General features: G+C 63.1%; 16 protein-coding genes and 1 pseudogene. 4 read left to right on the forward strand and 13 right to left on the reverse strand.

The features are described 5' to 3' along the window. Nucleotides 1–6: 6 nt before the first annotated feature. Nucleotides 7–1,251 (reverse strand): AAA family ATPase, encoded by a 1,245-nt coding sequence (locus AB6724_RS01080; protein WP_369336651.1) that lies wholly within the window; start codon nt 1,249–1,251, stop codon nt 7–9. 58 nt (nt 1,252–1,309) lie between these two features. Here AB6724_RS01080 and xerD point away from each other — a divergent pair, with 58 nt between their 5' ends. Continuing rightward, nucleotides 1,310–2,266, forward strand: coding sequence for a site-specific tyrosine recombinase XerD (gene xerD, locus AB6724_RS01085; RefSeq protein WP_439329812.1), 957 nt, complete (start codon nt 1,310–1,312; stop codon nt 2,264–2,266). A gap of 15 nt (nt 2,267–2,281) precedes the next feature. Here xerD and AB6724_RS01090 read toward each other — a convergent pair whose 3' ends face one another. Then, nucleotides 2,282–2,938: a Twin-arginine translocation pathway signal gene (locus AB6724_RS01090; protein ID WP_369336652.1), complete on the reverse strand. Its 657-nt coding sequence runs from the start codon at nt 2,936–2,938 to the stop codon at nt 2,282–2,284. 257 nt (nt 2,939–3,195) lie between these two features. Between AB6724_RS01090 and AB6724_RS01095 the strand changes: the two genes are divergently transcribed. Further along, entirely contained in the window at nt 3,196–4,188 is a 993-nt protein-coding gene (locus tag AB6724_RS01095) for a Bug family tripartite tricarboxylate transporter substrate binding protein (protein WP_369336653.1), read from the forward strand. A 69-nt stretch (nt 4,189–4,257) separates the two neighbouring features. On the opposite strand, the gene AB6724_RS01100 is transcribed toward AB6724_RS01095, so the two are convergent. The 3 genes from AB6724_RS01100 to AB6724_RS01110 form a co-directional block, all read right to left on the reverse strand. Next, a complete protein-coding gene (locus AB6724_RS01100; RefSeq protein ID WP_369336654.1) occupies nt 4,258–5,535 on the reverse strand; it encodes an EAL and HDOD domain-containing protein in 1,278 nt (425 codons plus the stop codon). Between the two features lie 33 nt (nt 5,536–5,568). Then, nucleotides 5,569–6,837: an EAL and HDOD domain-containing protein gene (locus AB6724_RS01105; protein ID WP_369336655.1), complete on the reverse strand. Its 1,269-nt coding sequence runs from the start codon at nt 6,835–6,837 to the stop codon at nt 5,569–5,571. 209 nt (nt 6,838–7,046) lie between these two features. Beyond that, on the reverse strand, nt 7,047–7,853 hold the full coding sequence (locus AB6724_RS01110) for a ferritin-like domain-containing protein (protein WP_369336656.1): 807 nt from the start codon (nt 7,851–7,853) through the stop codon (nt 7,047–7,049). A 52-nt stretch (nt 7,854–7,905) separates the two neighbouring features. Between AB6724_RS01110 and AB6724_RS01115 the strand changes: the two genes are divergently transcribed. After that, complete coding sequence (locus tag AB6724_RS01115; RefSeq protein ID WP_369336657.1) at nt 7,906–8,430, forward strand: gamma carbonic anhydrase family protein; 525 nt, start codon at nt 7,906–7,908, stop codon at nt 8,428–8,430. Nucleotides 8,431–8,458: 28 nt separating this feature from the next. Continuing rightward, entirely contained in the window at nt 8,459–9,466 is a 1,008-nt protein-coding gene (gene hslO, locus AB6724_RS01120; protein ID WP_369336658.1) for an Hsp33 family molecular chaperone HslO, read from the forward strand. Here hslO and AB6724_RS01125 read toward each other — a convergent pair whose 3' ends face one another. The 8 genes and pseudogenes from AB6724_RS01125 to ltrA all read right to left on the reverse strand — a co-directional run bounded on the left by AB6724_RS01125 (nt 9,467) and on the right by ltrA (nt 16,732). Then, nucleotides 9,467–9,955: a hypothetical protein gene (locus AB6724_RS01125; protein ID WP_369336659.1), complete on the reverse strand. Its 489-nt coding sequence runs from the start codon at nt 9,953–9,955 to the stop codon at nt 9,467–9,469. Between the two features lie 63 nt (nt 9,956–10,018). After that, nucleotides 10,019–10,297 carry a septum formation initiator family protein gene (locus tag AB6724_RS01130; RefSeq protein WP_369336660.1) on the reverse strand — a complete coding sequence of 93 codons (279 nt, stop codon included), beginning with the start codon at nt 10,295–10,297 and terminating at the stop codon, nt 10,019–10,021. Nucleotides 10,298–10,372: 75 nt separating this feature from the next. Then, complete coding sequence (eno, locus tag AB6724_RS01135) at nt 10,373–11,659, reverse strand: phosphopyruvate hydratase (RefSeq protein ID WP_369336661.1); 1,287 nt, start codon at nt 11,657–11,659, stop codon at nt 10,373–10,375. Nucleotides 11,660–11,708: 49 nt separating this feature from the next. Continuing rightward, nucleotides 11,709–11,966 (reverse strand): hypothetical protein, encoded by a 258-nt coding sequence (locus tag AB6724_RS01140; RefSeq protein WP_369336662.1) that lies wholly within the window; start codon nt 11,964–11,966, stop codon nt 11,709–11,711. 19 nt (nt 11,967–11,985) lie between these two features. Then, on the reverse strand, nt 11,986–12,276 hold the full coding sequence (locus tag AB6724_RS01145) for a DUF1330 domain-containing protein (protein WP_369336663.1): 291 nt from the start codon (nt 12,274–12,276) through the stop codon (nt 11,986–11,988). Nucleotides 12,277–12,278: 2 nt separating this feature from the next. Next, entirely contained in the window at nt 12,279–13,136 is an 858-nt protein-coding gene (gene kdsA, locus AB6724_RS01150) for a 3-deoxy-8-phosphooctulonate synthase (RefSeq protein WP_369336664.1), read from the reverse strand. Between the two features lie 74 nt (nt 13,137–13,210). Further along, the gene (pyrG, locus tag AB6724_RS01155) at nt 13,211–14,869 is read right to left on the reverse strand and encodes a CTP synthase (RefSeq protein ID WP_369336665.1); all 1,659 of its coding nucleotides are present in this window, start codon (nt 14,867–14,869) and stop codon (nt 13,211–13,213) included. Between the two features lie 168 nt (nt 14,870–15,037). Then, nucleotides 15,038–16,732 (reverse strand): annotated as a pseudogene (gene ltrA, locus AB6724_RS01160) (group II intron reverse transcriptase/maturase). Nucleotides 16,733–17,588: the final 856 nt, after the last annotated feature.

Raw genomic sequence — 17,588 nt, forward strand, 5'->3', positions numbered from 1 at the left:
TTGTTTTCAGGTCTGCGGCCAGTCCCAGCGCGGCAGCTCGCGCTGGCTCAGATTGGCGATGCTGGTTTCGCCCAGCTCTTTTTCCAGATGGATCGGTTGCCAGTCCGGCAGCGCCGGCTCATCGGCTCCTTCATCTTCGGGTGCGGCGCGGCTGAACTGCGTATCCTCCAGTGCATTCAGCAGGCGCTTGGCATGGGTGACCACGATCAGCTGGGTGTGACAAGCGGCCCGGGCAATCAGCCGGCCCAGAGCGGGCAACAGGTCTGGGTGCAGACTGGTCTCGGGCTCGTTGAGCACCAGCAGCCGGGGTGGGCGCGGGCTGAGCAGGGCGGCAATCAGCAGCAGATAGCGCAGCGTGCCGTCGGAAAGCTCGGCCGCGCCCAGCGGACGCAGCAGGCCGGGCTGGTGCATCTGCAGCAGCAGCCGCCCGCCTTCACCGGCAATGGCTAGGCGGGCTCCCGAGAACGCATCGGCCACGGCCTGCTCCAGAGCTTCGAGGTCGCCGATCTCCTGAATCGTCAGCAGCGCGGCCGCCAAGTCATGGCCGTCGCCGCTGAGCACCGGCGTATAGCAGCCCAGCTGCGGCTGGCGCGCGGGGGCGTCGGCATCGGTGCGGAAATGGTCGTAGAAGCGCCAGGCGCGTATTTCCTCGCGCAGGGTGATGATCTCGGGCGCGCCGCGCGGATCCACCAGCTCGGTCATCATGCTGGCCCAGCGCGCGACGGGGCGCTCCAGTGTCTGCCAGCGCGCCCGGCCTGCGCCAGGCGAATCGCTGCGCAGGTTCAGAGCCGGGCCCTTGCGCTCCACCAGCAGGCTGGCAGGGCGGTACACGGGGCCTGCCCAGACGGCTTCGCTCTTGATTTCGGGGTCCTGCGCAAACGGCTGGGGCACGCTCGATGGTGCGGGCCTGCCCAGCGCAATCGCATAGCTGAGTCCGTCCCGGCCCTGGCTGGCAAAGCCCAGTTGCAGACGCTCGGTCTTGCGGCGCACGGTGCCCTGTACCGGATGTTCGCCGCGGCGCATGGCGGCCGTGATCTCCTCGGGTCCGGCCCAGAGCGTGGAGGGCAGTCCGCCCTCGCGCACCAGGGACTGCACGGCTCCGCCATAGGCAATATCGCCCAGCAGGCGCAGCGATTTGTAGACGCTGCTTTTGCCGCTGCCATTGGGGCCGGTCACCACGGTCAGGCGCCCCAAAGGCATGACCAGATGGCGCAGGCTGCGGTAGTTGGCAATGGCAAGTGTGGCGAGCATGGGCGGCGGGGACGCAATTCCGGCTCATGGTAGCAGCGCCAGCGTGTACGCTTGCCCCATGTCTGAAGCCGAGAAGAAACCACGCCAGCCCATGGTGCCCGAGGACTGGCCGCAGCCGCTGCCAGAAAGCCATGATGCGCTGGACCTGTTCATCGATGCCCTGCTGCTGGAGGACGGTCTGTCGCGCAATACCCTGGCCGCCTATCGCCGCGATCTGACGGCCGTGGCCCGCTGGCTGGCCAGCCTGACGCCGCCCAGGGCTCTGGATGCCGCACAGGAAGCCGATCTGCAGGGTTATTTCACGGTCCGCGTGGATGACACCAAGCCCACTTCGTCCAACCGGCGCCTGACGGTGCTGCGCCGCTACTTCCACTGGGCGCTGCGTGAAAAGCGCGTGGCCGCAGACCCTACGGTGCGCATGCTAGCCGCCAAGCAGGCGCCGCGCATGCCCAAGACCCTGACCCAGGCCCAGGTCGAAGCCCTGCTGCAGGCCCCGGACGTGGACATGCCTCTGGGCCTGCGCGACCGCGCCATGCTGGAGTTGATGTATGCCAGCGGCCTGCGCGTGAGCGAGCTGGTCACCGTGCGCATGCACGAGCTGGACCTGCGCGCAGGCGTGCTGCGCGTGACGGGCAAGGGACGCAAGGAGAGGCTGGTGCCCTTTGGCCAGGAGGCGCAATGGTGGCTGGAGCGCTATCTGCATGAGGCGCGCGCCGCCATCCTGGGCGGGCAGCAGACCGAGGAGGTGTTTGTGACCCAGCGCGGCGCGGGCATGAGCCGCGTGATGTTCTGGGTCATCGTCAAGAAATGTGCGCAGCTGGCCGGCGTGACCTCGCCGTTGTCGCCGCACACGTTGCGCCATGCGTTTGCCACCCATCTGCTCAACCATGGCGCGGACCTGCGCGTGGTGCAGATGCTGCTGGGCCATGCCGACATCTCCACCACCACCATCTACACCCATGTGGCGCGCGAGAGGCTCAAGGCCCTGCATGCCGAGCACCATCCACGCGGCTAGCGCTCGCGCAGGGCTTCAGCCTGCGGGCGGCCGGGCACCGATCTCTAGGTAGTACAGGCCCCAGACCGCGGCGTGAAAGCGTTCCTTGAGCGGAAGCTGGCTTAGCTCTGTGATCTGCTGCGGCGCATAGATGCTCCACAGCGGGCCCAGGCCACCCATGGCCAGCGGCAGCCCGTCGAGCTGCGTGGCCAGCAGCATGCGCCAGCGCAGGGCCTGGGCCAGCGGCATCCGGCTGCGGTAGCCGTCTATGCCCTGCAGGGTCAGCCAATGGTCCTGGGCCATGGCTTTGCCCAGGTCCAGGCCGGCTGCCTGCAGCACATGCTCCAGCAGCGGGCCGTGCAGACGGTGTTCGGCCTCGTCGTATTCGAGTGCGGTTCTCAGTGTGTGCTGCTCCAGGCTGTTGAGCGCATCGAGTCCGCAGGACCAGGCGGTGTCAAACCGATAGCCTTGAGTGATGAGCATGCGGTCGCCAGCGGCCTGGAGCTTGCCGCGATTGGCCTCTATGCCCGGGCCGGAAATGGTCAGAACCACGGGTTGCAGGCCGTTGAGCACGCAGGTCTGGGTTGCCGACCTGGCCGCTTGCGCGGCTGTCGGCAGAGCCAGCGCAGCGGCGCAGGCGGCACTGCCGCGCGAGAGCAGATTGCGACGTGAGAGTGTGGTGGAGTCGGTCATGGAACACTTTCTGCAAAGCCTGGGCTGCAGTCTAGCGGCAGGCCGGGCTGCGGGTCCAGCCTGGCGGCGGATGGCCGGCTGCGGCCGGAGCAGCGAAGCATGCCGGGCCTGGCCCGCTTGAGTCTTGCCTATTCCGATGAAATGGGTGGTCGGAAAGATGGTTTGCCGCAATCGATCTGCCGAAGCAGTGCAGAGCCCTTCAAGGGCTTAGGCTTTGGTCAAAAATCCGGGCATTGTTTTCCTGATCTGCATTGCTAATGACCCGAATCTTGCGCCGAAGCCTGCTGGCCTGTGCCGTGGCTGTCGCCCTGCCTGCAACCCTGTCCCTGAACGCCAGCGCGGCCGATGCCGGCTGGCCCAGCCGCCCCATCCGACTGGTGGTTTCCTATCCCGCCGGAGGCGTCAGCGATGTGGTGGCCCGCGCCCTGGGCGAAAGACTCACGGCGGCCCTGGGCCAGTCCGTGGTGGTGGACAACAAGGCCGGGGCCGGTGGCGCCATAGGCCTGGATCTGGTGGCCAAATCGGCGCCCGACGGCTATACGCTGGGCTTTTCCTCCATCAGCCCGCTGACGCTGAGCCCCCATCTGGGCAAGCCGCTGTTCGATGCGCACAAGGACCTGGTTCCCGTGGTCAGCGTCATGTACTCGCCCGTGCTGTTGCTGGGAACGACCCGTTCCACGGCCCAGAATTTTTCCGAGCTGATCAACCAGGCCAAGGCCCGCCCGGGCGAAGTGCGTTGGGCCACGGCCGGTCTGGCCTCGCTGGGCCACATCATGCTCGAGCAGATCGGCGACAAGGCCAAGGTGCAGATCACCCACATCCCCTACAAGGGCGGCGGCCAGCAGCTCAATGACGGCCTGAGTGCCCAGTTCGAGGTGCTCTCCACCAACGCCGGCCCTGCCGTGATGCAGCATATCAAGGCCGGCAAGTTCAAGGCCCTGGCCGTAGGCGCACCTTCGCGCCTGGATTCGCTGCCCAATGTGCCGACCCTGGCGGAGCTGGGCTACAAGAGCGCCAATATGACCTCGGTGTTCGGCATCTTCGCGCCGGCCGGCGTGCCCGCACCCATACTGGCCCGCCTCAATGCCGAGGTGAACAAGGCGCTGGCGCTGCCCGAAATCCGGCAGCGCCTGGAGGCCACGGACAATGTGCCCACGGGCGGCAAGGCTGCGGACTTTGCCAAGCAGATCGAGGCCGAATCCAAGGCCAATGCGCAGATCATCCAGGCCGCGCATATCCAGCTGAACTGAGTGTAAAAAAAATTGCGGCCGGTCCGGCCGCAATCCTTTTGGCTGGCTCAGCCGCTGGCTTGAGCGGCGTCAGAGATCTTCGGTGGCCAGGCTGTCGGCCCAGCTCAGCGCCTGCAGATGCGCCCAGTTGACCTGGTGGTTGGACAGCTGCAGTGCATTGGCCGCGCGCGCAAAGGCCAGTTCGTCGCCGGACTCGCAGGCGCGGGTCAGTTCCAGGAAGGGCGCGAACACGCCCTGGTTGTGCACCAGGGCATCCACGATGGACTGGGGCAGGGCCACGGATTCCAGGGCCTTGGCCATGGGCTGGTTCAGCATCACGTCCAGCAGCGAGAACACGCCCACCACGAAGGCGTGGTCGCTTTCCTCGGGGGGCAGGAGCTCGGCCGACAGCAGCTCCATCAGCCGGCCGCGCACCACGGCGGTCTGGCCCACGGCCGGTGGCATGCCGCCGACCCGTGAGGTGGTCAGCAGCAACGCCGCCCAGCGGAACAGCTTCTTGAGGCCCAGAATCATCACCGCGTGACGGAAAGAGGTGATCTCGCAGGACAGGCCGAAGCCCGAGCTGTTGATGAAGCGCAGCAGGTTGAAGGACAGCGTCGGGTCCTTCTTGAGCAGCTCCTCGATCTCTTCGGTGCTGGCCTGCTGGCGCACCAGGTTGATGAGCTGGATGATGGTGGCCTGGGTGGGGCGTATGGTGCGCGCCTGCACCTGCTGGGGCTGGGCAAACCAGAAGCCCTGGAACAGCCTCACGCCCAGGGCGTGCATGCGCTCGAACTGCTCGGCGGTCTCCACTTTTTCCGCCACCACCTGGGCGCGGGTATGGGACTGGGCCAGCTTCACCAGCTTCTCGGCATGCTCCAGCGCAAAAGCCTGCATGTCCAGTTTGACGAAGGAAGCCATGGACATCCAGGACGCATAGCTGCTGCGCAGCAGATTCTGGTCGAAGGCCAGCCTGAAGCCGCGCTGGCGCAGGGCTTCGAAGACCGGCAGGCAGGCGTCTATGTCCTGCTGGCTGGCGTCTGCGGCCAGGGGCGGCACCTCTAGCACCACGCGATCGGGGTGGATCAGCTCCAGATGCGCGCCGCTCAGGCTCTCGTGCGTGCAGTTGATGAAAACGGTTTTCTTGCCCACCAGGGCCTCGGCCCCCGCATAGGACAGGGCGTTGAACAGCAGCGCGGCATCGGAGGCCGCGGTGTGGGCGTGGGCCGCCGTGGAGCGGTCGAACAGCTCGTAGCCGTAGACGTCCCGCTTTTCATCCACGATGGGCTGGCGCGCAATGCAGGCGACATTGGTGTCGTCCGGCGCGGTGGCGGGAGCTTGGTCAGGGGTGTTGTCTGAAGTATCCATGATCGGCAAGGGCAAAAGGTGGACGACAGGCGCTCAGGACTCTACGTCGGACAGGCAATCGGTCCAGTTCAGGGCCTGCAGATGGGCGTTGTTGATCTGCTGGTGGTCCAGGCGCAGGCTGAAGGCGCTGCGGTCGAACTGGTCGTGGTCGTGGCTCTCGCAGGCCTGGGCCAGCATCAGCAGCTCGCCCAGAATGCCTTCGTGGCGCAGCACGGCGCCGGAGACGGCTTCGGACACCGGAATCAGCGCCAGCGCCGCGGGCAGGGGCATGCCCAGCATGCGGTCCAGCATGGAGAACATGCCGCAGATAAAGGCCAGATCGGCGTCGGTTTCGGTCAGCGAATGCTTGGCCAGCAGCTCCATCAGGCGGCCGCGGATGACGGCGGTCTGGCCCACGGCCGGCGGCGGCCCGCCATCGCGCGAGGCCGTCAGCAGCATGGCCGCCCAGCGGAACAGCTTGTTCAGGCCCAGCATCATCACGGCCTGCTTGAAGGAGGTGATTTCGCGGTGGGCGCCAAAGCTGGCGGAGTTGATCAGGCGCAGCAGATTGAAGGCCAGGGCCGCGTCCTTCTTCAGCACCTCCTCGATGGCGTCGGTGCTGGCCTGCTGGCGCACCAGGGTCAGCAACTGGATGATGCTTTGCTGCGTGGGCGTGAGCAGGCGCGTCTGCATGACCGTGGGCCGGGCAAACCAGAAGCCCTGGAACAGCCCTATGCCCAGGCGCTGGGCCAGTTCGTGCTGCTGGGCGCTTTCGACTTTTTCGGCAATCAGCTCGGCATGGGTGTGGCGGTTGGCAAAATTGACCAGCACGGTCAGCTGGCCCGGCGCCAGCACGGAAAGATCGATCTTGATGTAGTCGGCCAGCGGCAGCCAGGCCGCATAGACCGATTCCAGCACCGTGTGGTTGAAGGCCAGATGAAAGCCCTGGGCCTTGAGCGCCTGCAGCGTGGGCAGGCGCGCGGCAACCTCGCGCTGGGCCGCATGGCCCAGGGGCGGAATCTCGAGCACCACCTTGTCGGCGGGCAGCAGCTCCAGATGCTCGCCCGTCAGGCCCTCATGCGTGCAGTTCACGAACATGAGCTTGGTGCCCACCAGATCTTCTTCGCCCGCATGGGTAAGGGCCGCGAACACCAGCGTGGCGTCGGAAGCCATGGTGTGACCATAAGGCGAGCGCGAACGGTTGAACAGCTCATAGCCGACGATCTGCTGCAGATCGTTGACTATGGGCTGCCGCGCAATCATGCCTTTGGACAGGTTGCGCGACGAGGCGAAGGCCGTGTCCTGTAGGGGGTGGTCACTCATTGGTTGCGAGAAGCCTGGTTGTAAAAAATGAAGTTTTCTGCTTGTTATTGTAAAAAAGCAAGCGCCGGCCAATCATAGTGTCAGATTCCGCCTCTCACGGCTTCCCTGGGCGGACGCCGGGGTCGCAGCCTGGCGCTTGAATCCGGTCTTGATGCGGGTCAAGGGGCGGGGCCGGCCGCCGAGCTGCCGGCAGGCTGCATTATGGGCGCTCAGATCTGCTGCAGCCAGGCGATTTCGGCGGCCGTGAAACCCGCGGCGCGGCGCGCGTGCTCGTTGAACGGCGGGCGCAGGCGCGGCGCTTCGTAGCGGGCGGTCAGCTCCAGGTAGAGCGGCTCGGGGTCCAGCCCGTGCTTCTCGCACAGCCAGCGGTACCAGTGATTGCCTATGGCCACATGGCCCACCTCTTCGCGCAGGATGATGTCCAGAATCGCCACGGCGGCCAGTGCGTCGGGCGCGCCCGTGTTGCGCAGCTTGCTCTGGATTTGCGGCGTGGCGTCCAGGCCGCGCGCTTCCAGCGTTCTGGGCACCAGGGCCATGCGCGCCACGATGTCGCCCGCGGTTTTCTCGCACATGGTCCACAGGCCTTGGTGCGCCGGATAGTCGCCATAGTCGCGGCCATGGTGCTCGCGCAGATGGTCGCGCAGCAGGCGGAAGTGCTTGGCCTCCTCGGCCGCCACCTGCAGCCAGTCGTGGTAGTACTTCTCGGGCATGCCGTCAAAACGCCAGATGGCGTCCAGCGCCAGGTTGATGGCGTTGAATTCGATATGCGCGATGGCATGGATCAGCACGGCCCGGCCTTCGGGCGTGGCGGGGGAGCGGCGCGCCACCGCCGTATGGTGCTTGAGTTCGGGCCTGGCCGGGCGGCCCGGCAGCTCGGATTCGGGCAGCGTCAGCACCGGAGACTGGTCCGCTATTGGATAGAGAGCATGTTGCGCATGCAGATCAATGGTCGCAGCGGCTTTCTGCTCGGGATCGGAAAAGCACAAGACCTCTAGTGCGCGGTGACGTAACTCCATCCCTACAATTCTAGGTTCTCACGATAAACAGCAAACTACGGAGACAAAACACATGGCTATTTACGAACTGGATGGTGTGGCGCCCGATATCGACGAGTCCGCCTGGGTGGCGGGCAGTGCCGAGATCATGGGCCGCGTCAGGCTGGAGCGCGATGCCAGCGTCTGGTTCGGCACGGTGATCCGCGGCGACACCGAGAACATCAGCATAGGCGCGGGCTCCAACATCCAGGATGCCAGCGTGCTGCATGCCGATTTCGGCAAACCGCTGGTCGTGGGTTGCAATGTGACGGTTGGCCACCAAGTAATGCTCCATGGCTGCACCATAGGCGATGGCTCGCTGATCGGGATTGGTGCGGTGGTGCTCAATGGTGCGAGGATTGGCAAGAACTGCCTGGTAGGCGCGGGGTCGCTGGTGACGGAAGGCAAGGAGTTTCCCGACGGCTCCATGATTCTGGGCAGTCCCGCCAAGGTGGTGCGCCAGCTTTCGCCCGAGCAGATCGAAAGTCTGCACCGGAGCGCCAAAAACTATGTTGAAAATGCTCGCCGCTTCAAAAGCGGCTTGCGCAAGCTGGGCTGAACGCCCGGCCTTTTACCGGAACCTTAGCGTGTCTGAACTGCATAAATTCATTTTTGACGGCCTGCCCGTGCGTGGCGCCATCGTCCGTCTGACCGACGCCTGGCAGGAAATCCTGCAGCGCCGGGAGGGCAACAACGAAACCGGAGCCTATCCGCAAGCCGTGAGCGCCCTGCTGGGCGAGATGACGGCCGCCGGCGTGCTCATGCAGTCCAACATCAAGTTCAACGGCGCGCTGGTGTTCCAGGTCATGGGTGACGGTCCGGTCAAACTGGCCGTGACCGAGGTCCAGTCCGATCTGCGCCTGCGCACGACGGCTTCGCTGGTCGGCGATGCCGATCTGCCCCTGCAGGGGCAGCTGGCGCCGCTGGCATCGCTGGTCAATGTGCGTGGCGCGGGCCGCTGCGCTGTCACGCTGGACCCCAAGGATCGCAAGCCCGGCCAGCAGCCCTATCAGGGCGTGGTCTCGCTCAATGATGTCAATGGCGGCCGTTTTGAGCGCCTCTCGGATGCCTTGCAGTTCTACATGCTGCAGTCCGAGCAGCTGGACACCGTGATGGTGCTGGCCGCCAACGACCAGATCGCCGCGGGCCTGATGGTGCAGCGCATGCCCGTGAAGGGCGAGGCCAATCTGGCCGCCGCCACGGAAAGCGGCGCGACCGAGCAGGATGCTCTGGGCCTGAACGAGGAATACAACCGCATCGCCACGCTGGCCGCCAGCCTGACCCAGGACGAGTTGCTGACGCTGGATGTGGAAACCATTCTGCGCCGCCTGTTCTGGGAGGAGAAGCTGCTGCGCTTTGCACCCCAGGCCGACGAGCAGGCCCCGCGCTTTGCCTGCACCTGCAGCTGTGAGCGCGTCTCGGCCATGCTGACCTCGCTGGGTGAGGAAGAGGTGGACTCCATCATTGCCGAGCGCGGCAGGATAGAGGTGGGCTGCGACTTCTGCGGCCAGCAGTATGACTTCGACGCCATAGACGCCGCGCGCCTGTTCACCAAGGTGGAAAAGCAGCCGCCAAGCTCCAGCCTGGTGCAGTGATCAGGCCTGGGCGCTGCGCCGCAGCGCCTCGAACAGCGCCTGTTCGCAAGCCGGATCGCCGCACTGCTCGCAGCTCTGGCGCCGCATACGGGCGCTGGGTTTCCAGGGGTTTTGCGCTGAAATCCAGTCCCAGTCAGCGCTAGGTGCTATGGATTTGAGGGATTCCGCGAGCTGCTGCCATTGTGCGGCAGGCTTGCCGTAAAGCATCACATAGGCCTGGCCGGCCGCACCCAGCTGCGCGCGCCAGAGGCCGATCTGCCGGGCCACGCCCGGATCGGGGTCGGCCTCGCGCCAGTCCTGCCCCAGCACATAGACGAGGGCGTCGCATGGCCAGGACTCGGCCGGCTGCGGCGCCAGGCATTGCCAGGCCGGCTGTCTATCCCTGCCTGCGGCCTGCTGCTGGGCCTGCAGCAGCGCATGGGCCATGCCCCGCGCCAGCGCATGCGGCGCGCCCAGCAGAACCACGCAAGGAAGCTGCCCGGTCGTCATGCGGTAGCTCCTGGAACGGCAAAGCCAGCGCAAGGCTGGCTTTGGAATCGCTGGTGCAGAGGCTTAACGCTTCGAGACTTGGATGAAGATCTCATTGGCTTTGACCATGCCCAGCTCGTAGCGGGCTTTTTCTTCCACGGTCGACAGGCCGTCCTTCAGATCGTTGACCTCGGACTCCAGTCTGTCGTTCTCGGACTTTTCCAGGGCATTGGCCGCATACTGATCCTTGATCTGCTGCTGCAGTTCCTGGACATAGGCCATGCTGCCATGGCCCAGCCAGAGTTGGGCATGGATGGCTGCCAGCAAGGCAAGCAAGACGACACAGACGACGCGATTGACCATAGAAAGCCTGATGAAAACAAAACAGGCGCTCCGCGCCGCCGACCGGCTTGCGAGCGCCTGCTTCAGTCCCGCACTTTAGCGCAGGTTGTAGAAGGCTGCGCGGCCGGGGTACTCGGCCACGTCGCCCAGGTCTTCCTCGATGCGCAGCAGCTGGTTGTACTTGGCGATACGGTCGGAACGGCTCATGGAGCCGGTCTTGATCTGACCCGCGTTCAGGCCCACGGCGATGTCGGCGATGGTCGAGTCTTCGGTTTCGCCCGAACGGTGCGAGATCACGGCGGTGTAGCCGGCGCGCTTGGCCATCTCGATGGCGGCGAAGGTCTCGGTCAGGGTGCCGATCTGGTTGATCTTGATCAGGATGGAGTTGGCGATGCGCTTCTCGATGCCTTCCTTGAGGATCTTGGTGTTGGTCACGAACAGGTCGTCACCCACCAGCTGCACCTTGGAAGCCAGACGCTCGGTCAGCACCTTCCAGCCATCCCAGTCGCCTTCGGCCATGCCGTCTTCGATGGAGATGATGGGGTACTTGTCGCACCAGCCGGCCAGCATATCGGTCCACTGGGCGGCCGTCAGAGTCATATTGCCTTCGCCTTCCAGCACGTACATGCCGTCCTTGTAGAACTCGGAAGCGGCGCAGTCCAGGGCCAGGGCGATCTGCTCGCCGGGCTTGTAGCCGGCCTTTTCGATGGCTTCGATGATCAGCTGAATCGCGGCTTCGTGGTTTTCCACGGAAGGCGCGAAACCGCCTTCGTCGCCCACGGCGGTGGACATGCCCTTGTGGTGGATGATGGCCTTCAGCGCGTGGAACACCTCGGCACCCCAGCGCACGGCTTCGCGGAAGCTCGGTGCGCCCACGGGGATGATCATGAACTCTTGCAGGTCCAGCGTGTTGTTCGCGTGGGCGCCGCCGTTGATCACGTTCATCATGGGCACGGGCAGTTGCACGCCGCCCATGCCGCCGAAGTAGCGGTACAGGGGCAGGCCGGCTTCTTCGGCAGCGGCGCGGGCCACGGCCATGGACACGGCCAGCATGGCGTTGGCGCCCAGGCGGCTCTTGTTGTCGGTGCCGTCGAGGTCGATCAGGGTCTTGTCCAGGAAAGCCTGCTCGGAAGCATCCAGGCCCAGCACGGCTTCGGAGATTTCGGTGTTGATGTGCTCAACGGCCTTGAGCACGCCCTTGCCCAGGTAACGGCTCTTGTCGCCGTCGCGCAGCTCGATGGCTTCGCGCGAACCGGTCGAGGCACCCGAGGGCACGGCGGCGCGGCCCATCACGCCCGACTCCAGCAGCACGTCGCATTCGACGGTGGGGTTGCCGCGGCTGTCCAGCACTTCGCGGCCTACGATGTCAACAATGGCACTCATTGCATTTCCTTTGAGGTTTCTGAAATCGGTACGTGCAGGCTGATTTCTTTCATGAAATCACGCCCAAGCGCTTGTGCATCAAACGCAAGCTGCTATTAAAACTGGTGAAGTCGGTTGCCTTCCGCCTGCTGCGCGCGCCATGCACGCGGTCAGTATGAAAGAGGCCGTGGCGGCTATTGTGCACAAATTTGACAGGCTGCTTTAGCCTTGACGTGATGCTGTAATCGAGTTTCATATTTTGCGAAACAGCGGTTACAGGCTCCGGACGCAAAAAAGGCATGACGCCACGGTTTGTCGTGTCTGTCATGCCCTGGAATCTCATTCGTTCAGACGCCTTCGACCGCGATCATGCGCATGATGGCCGCGCCCTCGCGGGCTTGGCGCGCCTTGCGGTATTCGGGCGAGTCGTGGAAGGCCTTGGCAGCTTCGAAGCTGGGAAACTTCAGCACCACCACGCGCTCCGGAGCCCAGTCGCCTTCGAGCGCGGCGACCTGGCCGCCGCGCACGCAGACCTCGGCGCCATGCACCTGCATGGCCTCGGTGCTCCACTTGCGGTACTCGGCGTACTGCTCGGGCTTGGTGACATTCACATGGGCAATGATGTAGCCGCTGGCCATGTTCAGGCTCCGAAGTTGTTTTCGAGGAAACCGTTCTTCTTGGTGATGCCGTCCAGCGCCACCAGGGTCTCGAGCAGCGCCTTCATATGCTTGAGCGGCACGGCATTGGGGCCGTCGGACAGGGCGTTGCAGGGATCGGGGTGGGTTTCCATGAATAGGCCTGCCACGCCCACGCTCACGGCCGCGCGCGACAGCACGGGCACCATCTCGCGCATGCCGCCGCTCGAGGTGCCGTTGCCGCCGGGCAGCTGCACGCTGTGCGTGGCGTCGAACACCACGGGGGCGCCGGTCTCGCGCATGATGGCCAGCGAGCGCATGTCGCTGACCAGATTGTTGTAACCGAAGCTGGCGCCGCGCTCGCAGGCCATGAAGCTGTCTTCGGGCAGGCCGGCTTCCTTGGCGGCAGCGCGGGCCTTGTCGATGACGTTCTTCATGTCGTGAGGAGCCAGGAACTGGCCCTTCTTGATGTTCACCGGCTTGCCCGACTGGGCGCAGGCGCGGATGAAGTCGGTCTGGCGGCACAGAAAGGCCGGAGTCTGCAGCACGTCCACGATGGAGGCCACATAAGGCACTTCGGCCTCGGTGTGCACATCGGTGAGGATGGGCACGTTCAATTCCTTCTTCACCTTGGCCAGGATCTCCAGGCCTTTTTCCATGCCCGGGCCGCGAAAGCTGGTGCCCGAGGAACGGTTGGCCTTGTCGAAGCTGCTCTTGAAGATGAAGTTGATGCCCAGGCTGGCCGTGATTTCCTTGAGTTGCCCGGCCACGTCCATCTGCAGCTGCTCGGACTCGACCACGCAAGGGCCGGCGATCAGGAAGAAGCGTTGGTCGAGGCCGATGTCAAAGCCGCAGAGTTTCATGGTGGGTTCCTTGTCGAAATCAGTACCTGGGCCTACCTGAGGGCGGGCCCTCAGGGTTCAAGCCGTGCGGCTTGTCAGGCCTTCTTGGCCGCTTGCTTTTGTTCTATGGCCGCCTTGATGAAGGCGTTGAACAGCGGGTGGCCGTCCCAGGGCGTGGACTTGAACTCGGGGTGGAATTGCACGCCGATGAACCAGGGGTGAACCTTGGCGGGCAGCTCCACGATTTCGGTCAGGTGCTCGCGCTGGGTCAGCGCCGAGATCACCAGGCCGGCTTCGCGCAGCTGGTCCAGATACTGGGTGTTGGCCTCATAGCGGTGGCGGTGACGCTCGGTCACCACGTCGCCGTAGATGCTGTGGGCCAGGGTGCCGGGCTGCACGTCCGAGGACTGGGCGCCCAGGCGCATGGTGCCGCCGAGGTCGGAGTTTTCGTCACGGGTCTTGATCGTGCCGTCAGCATCCTTCCACTCGGTGATCAGCGCGATCACGGGGTTGGGCGTCTGGGGATCGAACTCGGTGGAGTTGGCGCCTGCTAGGCCGGCCACATGGCGGGCATATTCGATGGTGGCCACCTGCATGCCCAGGCAGATGCCCAGGTAGGGCACCTTGCTCTCGCGCGCAAATTTGGCGGTCGAGATCTTGCCTTCCACGCCGCGCGAGCCGAAGCCGCCGGGGACCAGAATGCCGTCGTAGTCCTTGAGCAGCTTGGAGGCGTCGCTGTCGTGGATGGTTTCCGAATCCACGTGGGTGATCTTCACGCGCACATGGTTGCGCATGCCGGCGTGCTTGAGCGCTTCGTTGACCGACTTGTAGGCGTCGGACAGCTCCACATACTTGCCCACCATGGCGATCTTGACCTCGCCTTGCGGATGCTCGGTCTCATAGACCAGATCGTCCCAGCGCTTGAGGTTGGTGGGCGGGGTGTTCAGGCGCAGCTTGTCGCAGATCAGACCGTCCAGGCCCTGCTCGTGCAGCATGCGCGGCACCTTGTAGATGGTGTCCACGTCCCACATGGAGATCACGCCCCACTCGGGCACGTTGGTGAACAGCGAGATCTTGGCCTTCTCTTCTTCGGGCACCTGGTGCTTGGCGCGGCACAGCAGGGCATCGGGCTGGATGCCGATTTCGCGCAGCTTCTGCACCGTGTGCTGGGTGGGCTTGGTCTTGAGCTCGCCGGCCGTCTCGATGAACGGCAGGTAGGTCAGGTGCACAAAGGCCGAATTGTTGGGGCCGAGCTTGAGCGCCAGCTGGCGCGCGGCTTCGAGGAAGGGCAGGGACTCGATATCGCCCACGGTGCCGCCGACCTCGCAGATGGCCACGTCCACTTCATGCTCGGTGCCGATGCCGGCGCCGCGCTTGACGTATTCCTGAATCTCGTTGGTGACATGGGGGATGACCTGCACGGTCTTGCCCAGGTAGTCGCCGCGACGTTCTTTTTCCAGCACGGACTGGTAGATGCGGCCCGTGGTGAAATTGTTGCTCTGGCGCATGCGCGTTTCGATGAAACGCTCGTAGTGGCCCAGATCCAGGTCGGTCTCGGCTCCGTCGTCGGTCACGAACACTTCGCCGTGCTGGAAGGGCGACATGGTGCCCGGGTCCACATTGATATAGGGATCGAGCTTGATGAGGGTGACTTTGAGACCGCGCGATTCCAGAATCGCTGCAAGGGAGGCTGAGGCGATTCCCTTGCCCAGGGAAGACACCACACCGCCGGTGACGAAGACGAACTTGGTCATGTCTTTTTTTGGTGGTGGGAGGGTAGGGACAGTTCATTGCTGAACCATCCCCCCCTAAGAACCGGACTTGCGACTTTCATCGCATCCGGCTCAAGCACAACACCGTCCATATAGTTGTGAATCGAGGATTCTAATTCCTCAGGCTTTCCCTATGTGGACGCGAAGCCTTTAAGAGGCCGGTTTCGCTACCTGCAAACCAAGAGCATGCAGTCGTCTGTGACAGACCGGGTGTAGAAGCACCCGGTTGGAGAGGTTGTCCGACCCGCCCATCACCTTGTAAACAATGTGGTGGTCGTGCCAGCGTTCCCCTTCTTCCAACGGCTCCGCACACAGTGCGCAACGCCCGTTCTGGCTGATGTACAGCATCGAGGTTTCGTATTGATACGACATGTTTTTGGACATGCGTTTCATCCGCAACTCTTCTCCGTACACCTCGAACTTCGGATCAAAGGGGTTGTATTCCCCCTTGATCTTTTCGTGTCTCACGATAGCTGTATCCGCGAGCTTCAACAGTCTTGTCGTGATCGGGCCGTTTTCCGTTTTCACAGTTGCAGCGAACTCCTCCCGATCCTTGATGCGTTGCCAGTAACGGCGTTCGCACCAGGGCCGGGACTTATTCGGATGACGCCGTCTCGTCCAACGCACTAGGCGCCAGTAGATCAGGTTGTCGATCCGACTGAAGGTTTCCTTCGCCACCACCGGCTGGTGGTACCTCGCCCATCCCCGAAGGATTGGGTTCAGTTTGGCTATGAGATCCTCCTGCTTCGTCGATAAGTGTGTTTTCACGATTTCACTGACCTTGCGATAGAACGCTTGCACGTTCTTCTTGCTCGGCTTGATGAGCAACTTCCCTTTGTACTTGCGGAAGTTCCACCCCAGAAAATCGAAACCCTCGTCTATGTGAACGACCTTGGTCTTTTCCGGTGACAGTTGCAACCCTCGTTGTGCGAGGAATGCTTCTACCCACGGCCTGATTTCGGTTTCCAACAACTCTCGCGAGTTGCCAGTGATTACGAAATCGTCGGCGTACCGGATCACATGGACTTTGAGTCCCTTGGCTTTTGTCTTCCTGTATTTCGCAACTAAGTGCGCTTTCAGGTCGGTTTCCAGCCCGTTCAAACACATGTTCGCCAAGGTTGGCGAGACGATGCCGCCTTGCGGCGTCCCTTCGTCGGTTGGCGAGAGGCGGCCTTTGTGGACCACCCCGGCTTTCAACCATTTGCGCAAGATTGTCTTGTTCGTAGGAACGTGACGCACCAGCCATTCATGGTTGATATGGTCAAAGCAACCTCGGATATCTGCTTCCAGTACCCAAGAAGCCGCAGACTTCTGGGAGGTGGCTACATATATCTGGGCCATGGCATCTGCCGTCGAGCGATTTCTCCTAAAGCCGTAGCTATTCGGATCGCTCGTGGTTTCTGCCACGGGTTCCAGTCCGAGCAGGTGTAAAGCCTGCATGGCCCGATCCAACATGGTTGGAATGCCCAGAGGGCGCTCCTTCCCGTTGGCTTTAGGAATGTAGACCCGCCTCAGAGGCTTAGGCCTGTATTCCCGTTGCTGCCTTAACCGACCAATCGCCGCCCGTTTCAGGGCAGGAGAATCCCAAAGCTGGCGGTCGACTCCTGCCGTTCGCTTGCCTTAGTTTTCGGTAACTCGTCTTACCGCCAGAGCTCTGGCGGAAAACGAGTGGATTAAAGACCGTTGCAAGGCTTTCACCCTGCGCCAATCTTTCTCCAGCGTAGCCTTCGCTATGCGTTGCTGCGTCGTTCTCACGAACTGCTCGACCCGGTGCCAATCAATGGCGTGCCAGTCTTGCGGTTCGCGTGAGGACGCAGAACTACTGGAGACAGTTGTTTCTCTCATGCTTTCCTCTTTCAGGTTTGACCCTTCGGAGGACGCATGACTTCCCCAAAGGGAGGCAATGCGTCCCTTTGGGGCTATGAAATGAACACCAACAGTCGCGAGCGACGGTTGCACCAAGTGGAAGTGGGCACGCTTTCGCGTTAGGACAAATGCCTTATGCCACCCATTACAGGCAGCCATTCGCTTTTTCCACCATCCCATACCCCCTTATCCAACAGGTTGCCTTACGGCTTCCCTGCCCTCACGCTTGCGCGTGCTGGCGGATAGTGGGGCTTACCACGTTCCCTGACCTACCGACATTGGCGGCCTGCGCCGTTTCCTGTCTATCCGTTTAGGACTCATCTCTCCTGGAGCTGTACTGATGACGACGAAACCCTAATTTACACAGGGATTTCCGACAGCGTACCTTTTGGTTATGGCCTATCAGCAGATTAGGCCATTCAATCCTTACCCAGGTTCAGTCGATGATTCACGTATGTTGCCCTTGCGGAACTAGCCTGGCCCCTCAACCGCCTTTCTGCTGGCAGTCTCCAGATTCATTCTCACGAATGATGTCTGCCGCTAACGCGGGGGTACTTTGTCAGGTGAGCTTCACACAGACCCATTACTGGGTTTGCATGTCACCGTAGGCTACTTGTGGTCGCACACAAGGTCATGTCCTTTCATTGCTGAGAGTCATGACAAGGCAGATCAGAGCTTTGCGCTCTTCCAATCTCAGCCACATCGTCTTTCTTTCCGAAGAATTTCAGACATGTCTCATCCTCACCACATTTCTGTGGCGAAAACGGGCCAAAACGGCGCGCAAATCCTCGAAAGGATGTGCAAATGCTTGCCCTTCCCTTGTGGGGAGGGGCTT

It is taken from the genome of Comamonas guangdongensis (assembly GCF_041079535.1).
Taxonomy (GTDB): Bacteria; Pseudomonadota; Gammaproteobacteria; order Burkholderiales; family Burkholderiaceae_C; genus Comamonas; species Comamonas guangdongensis.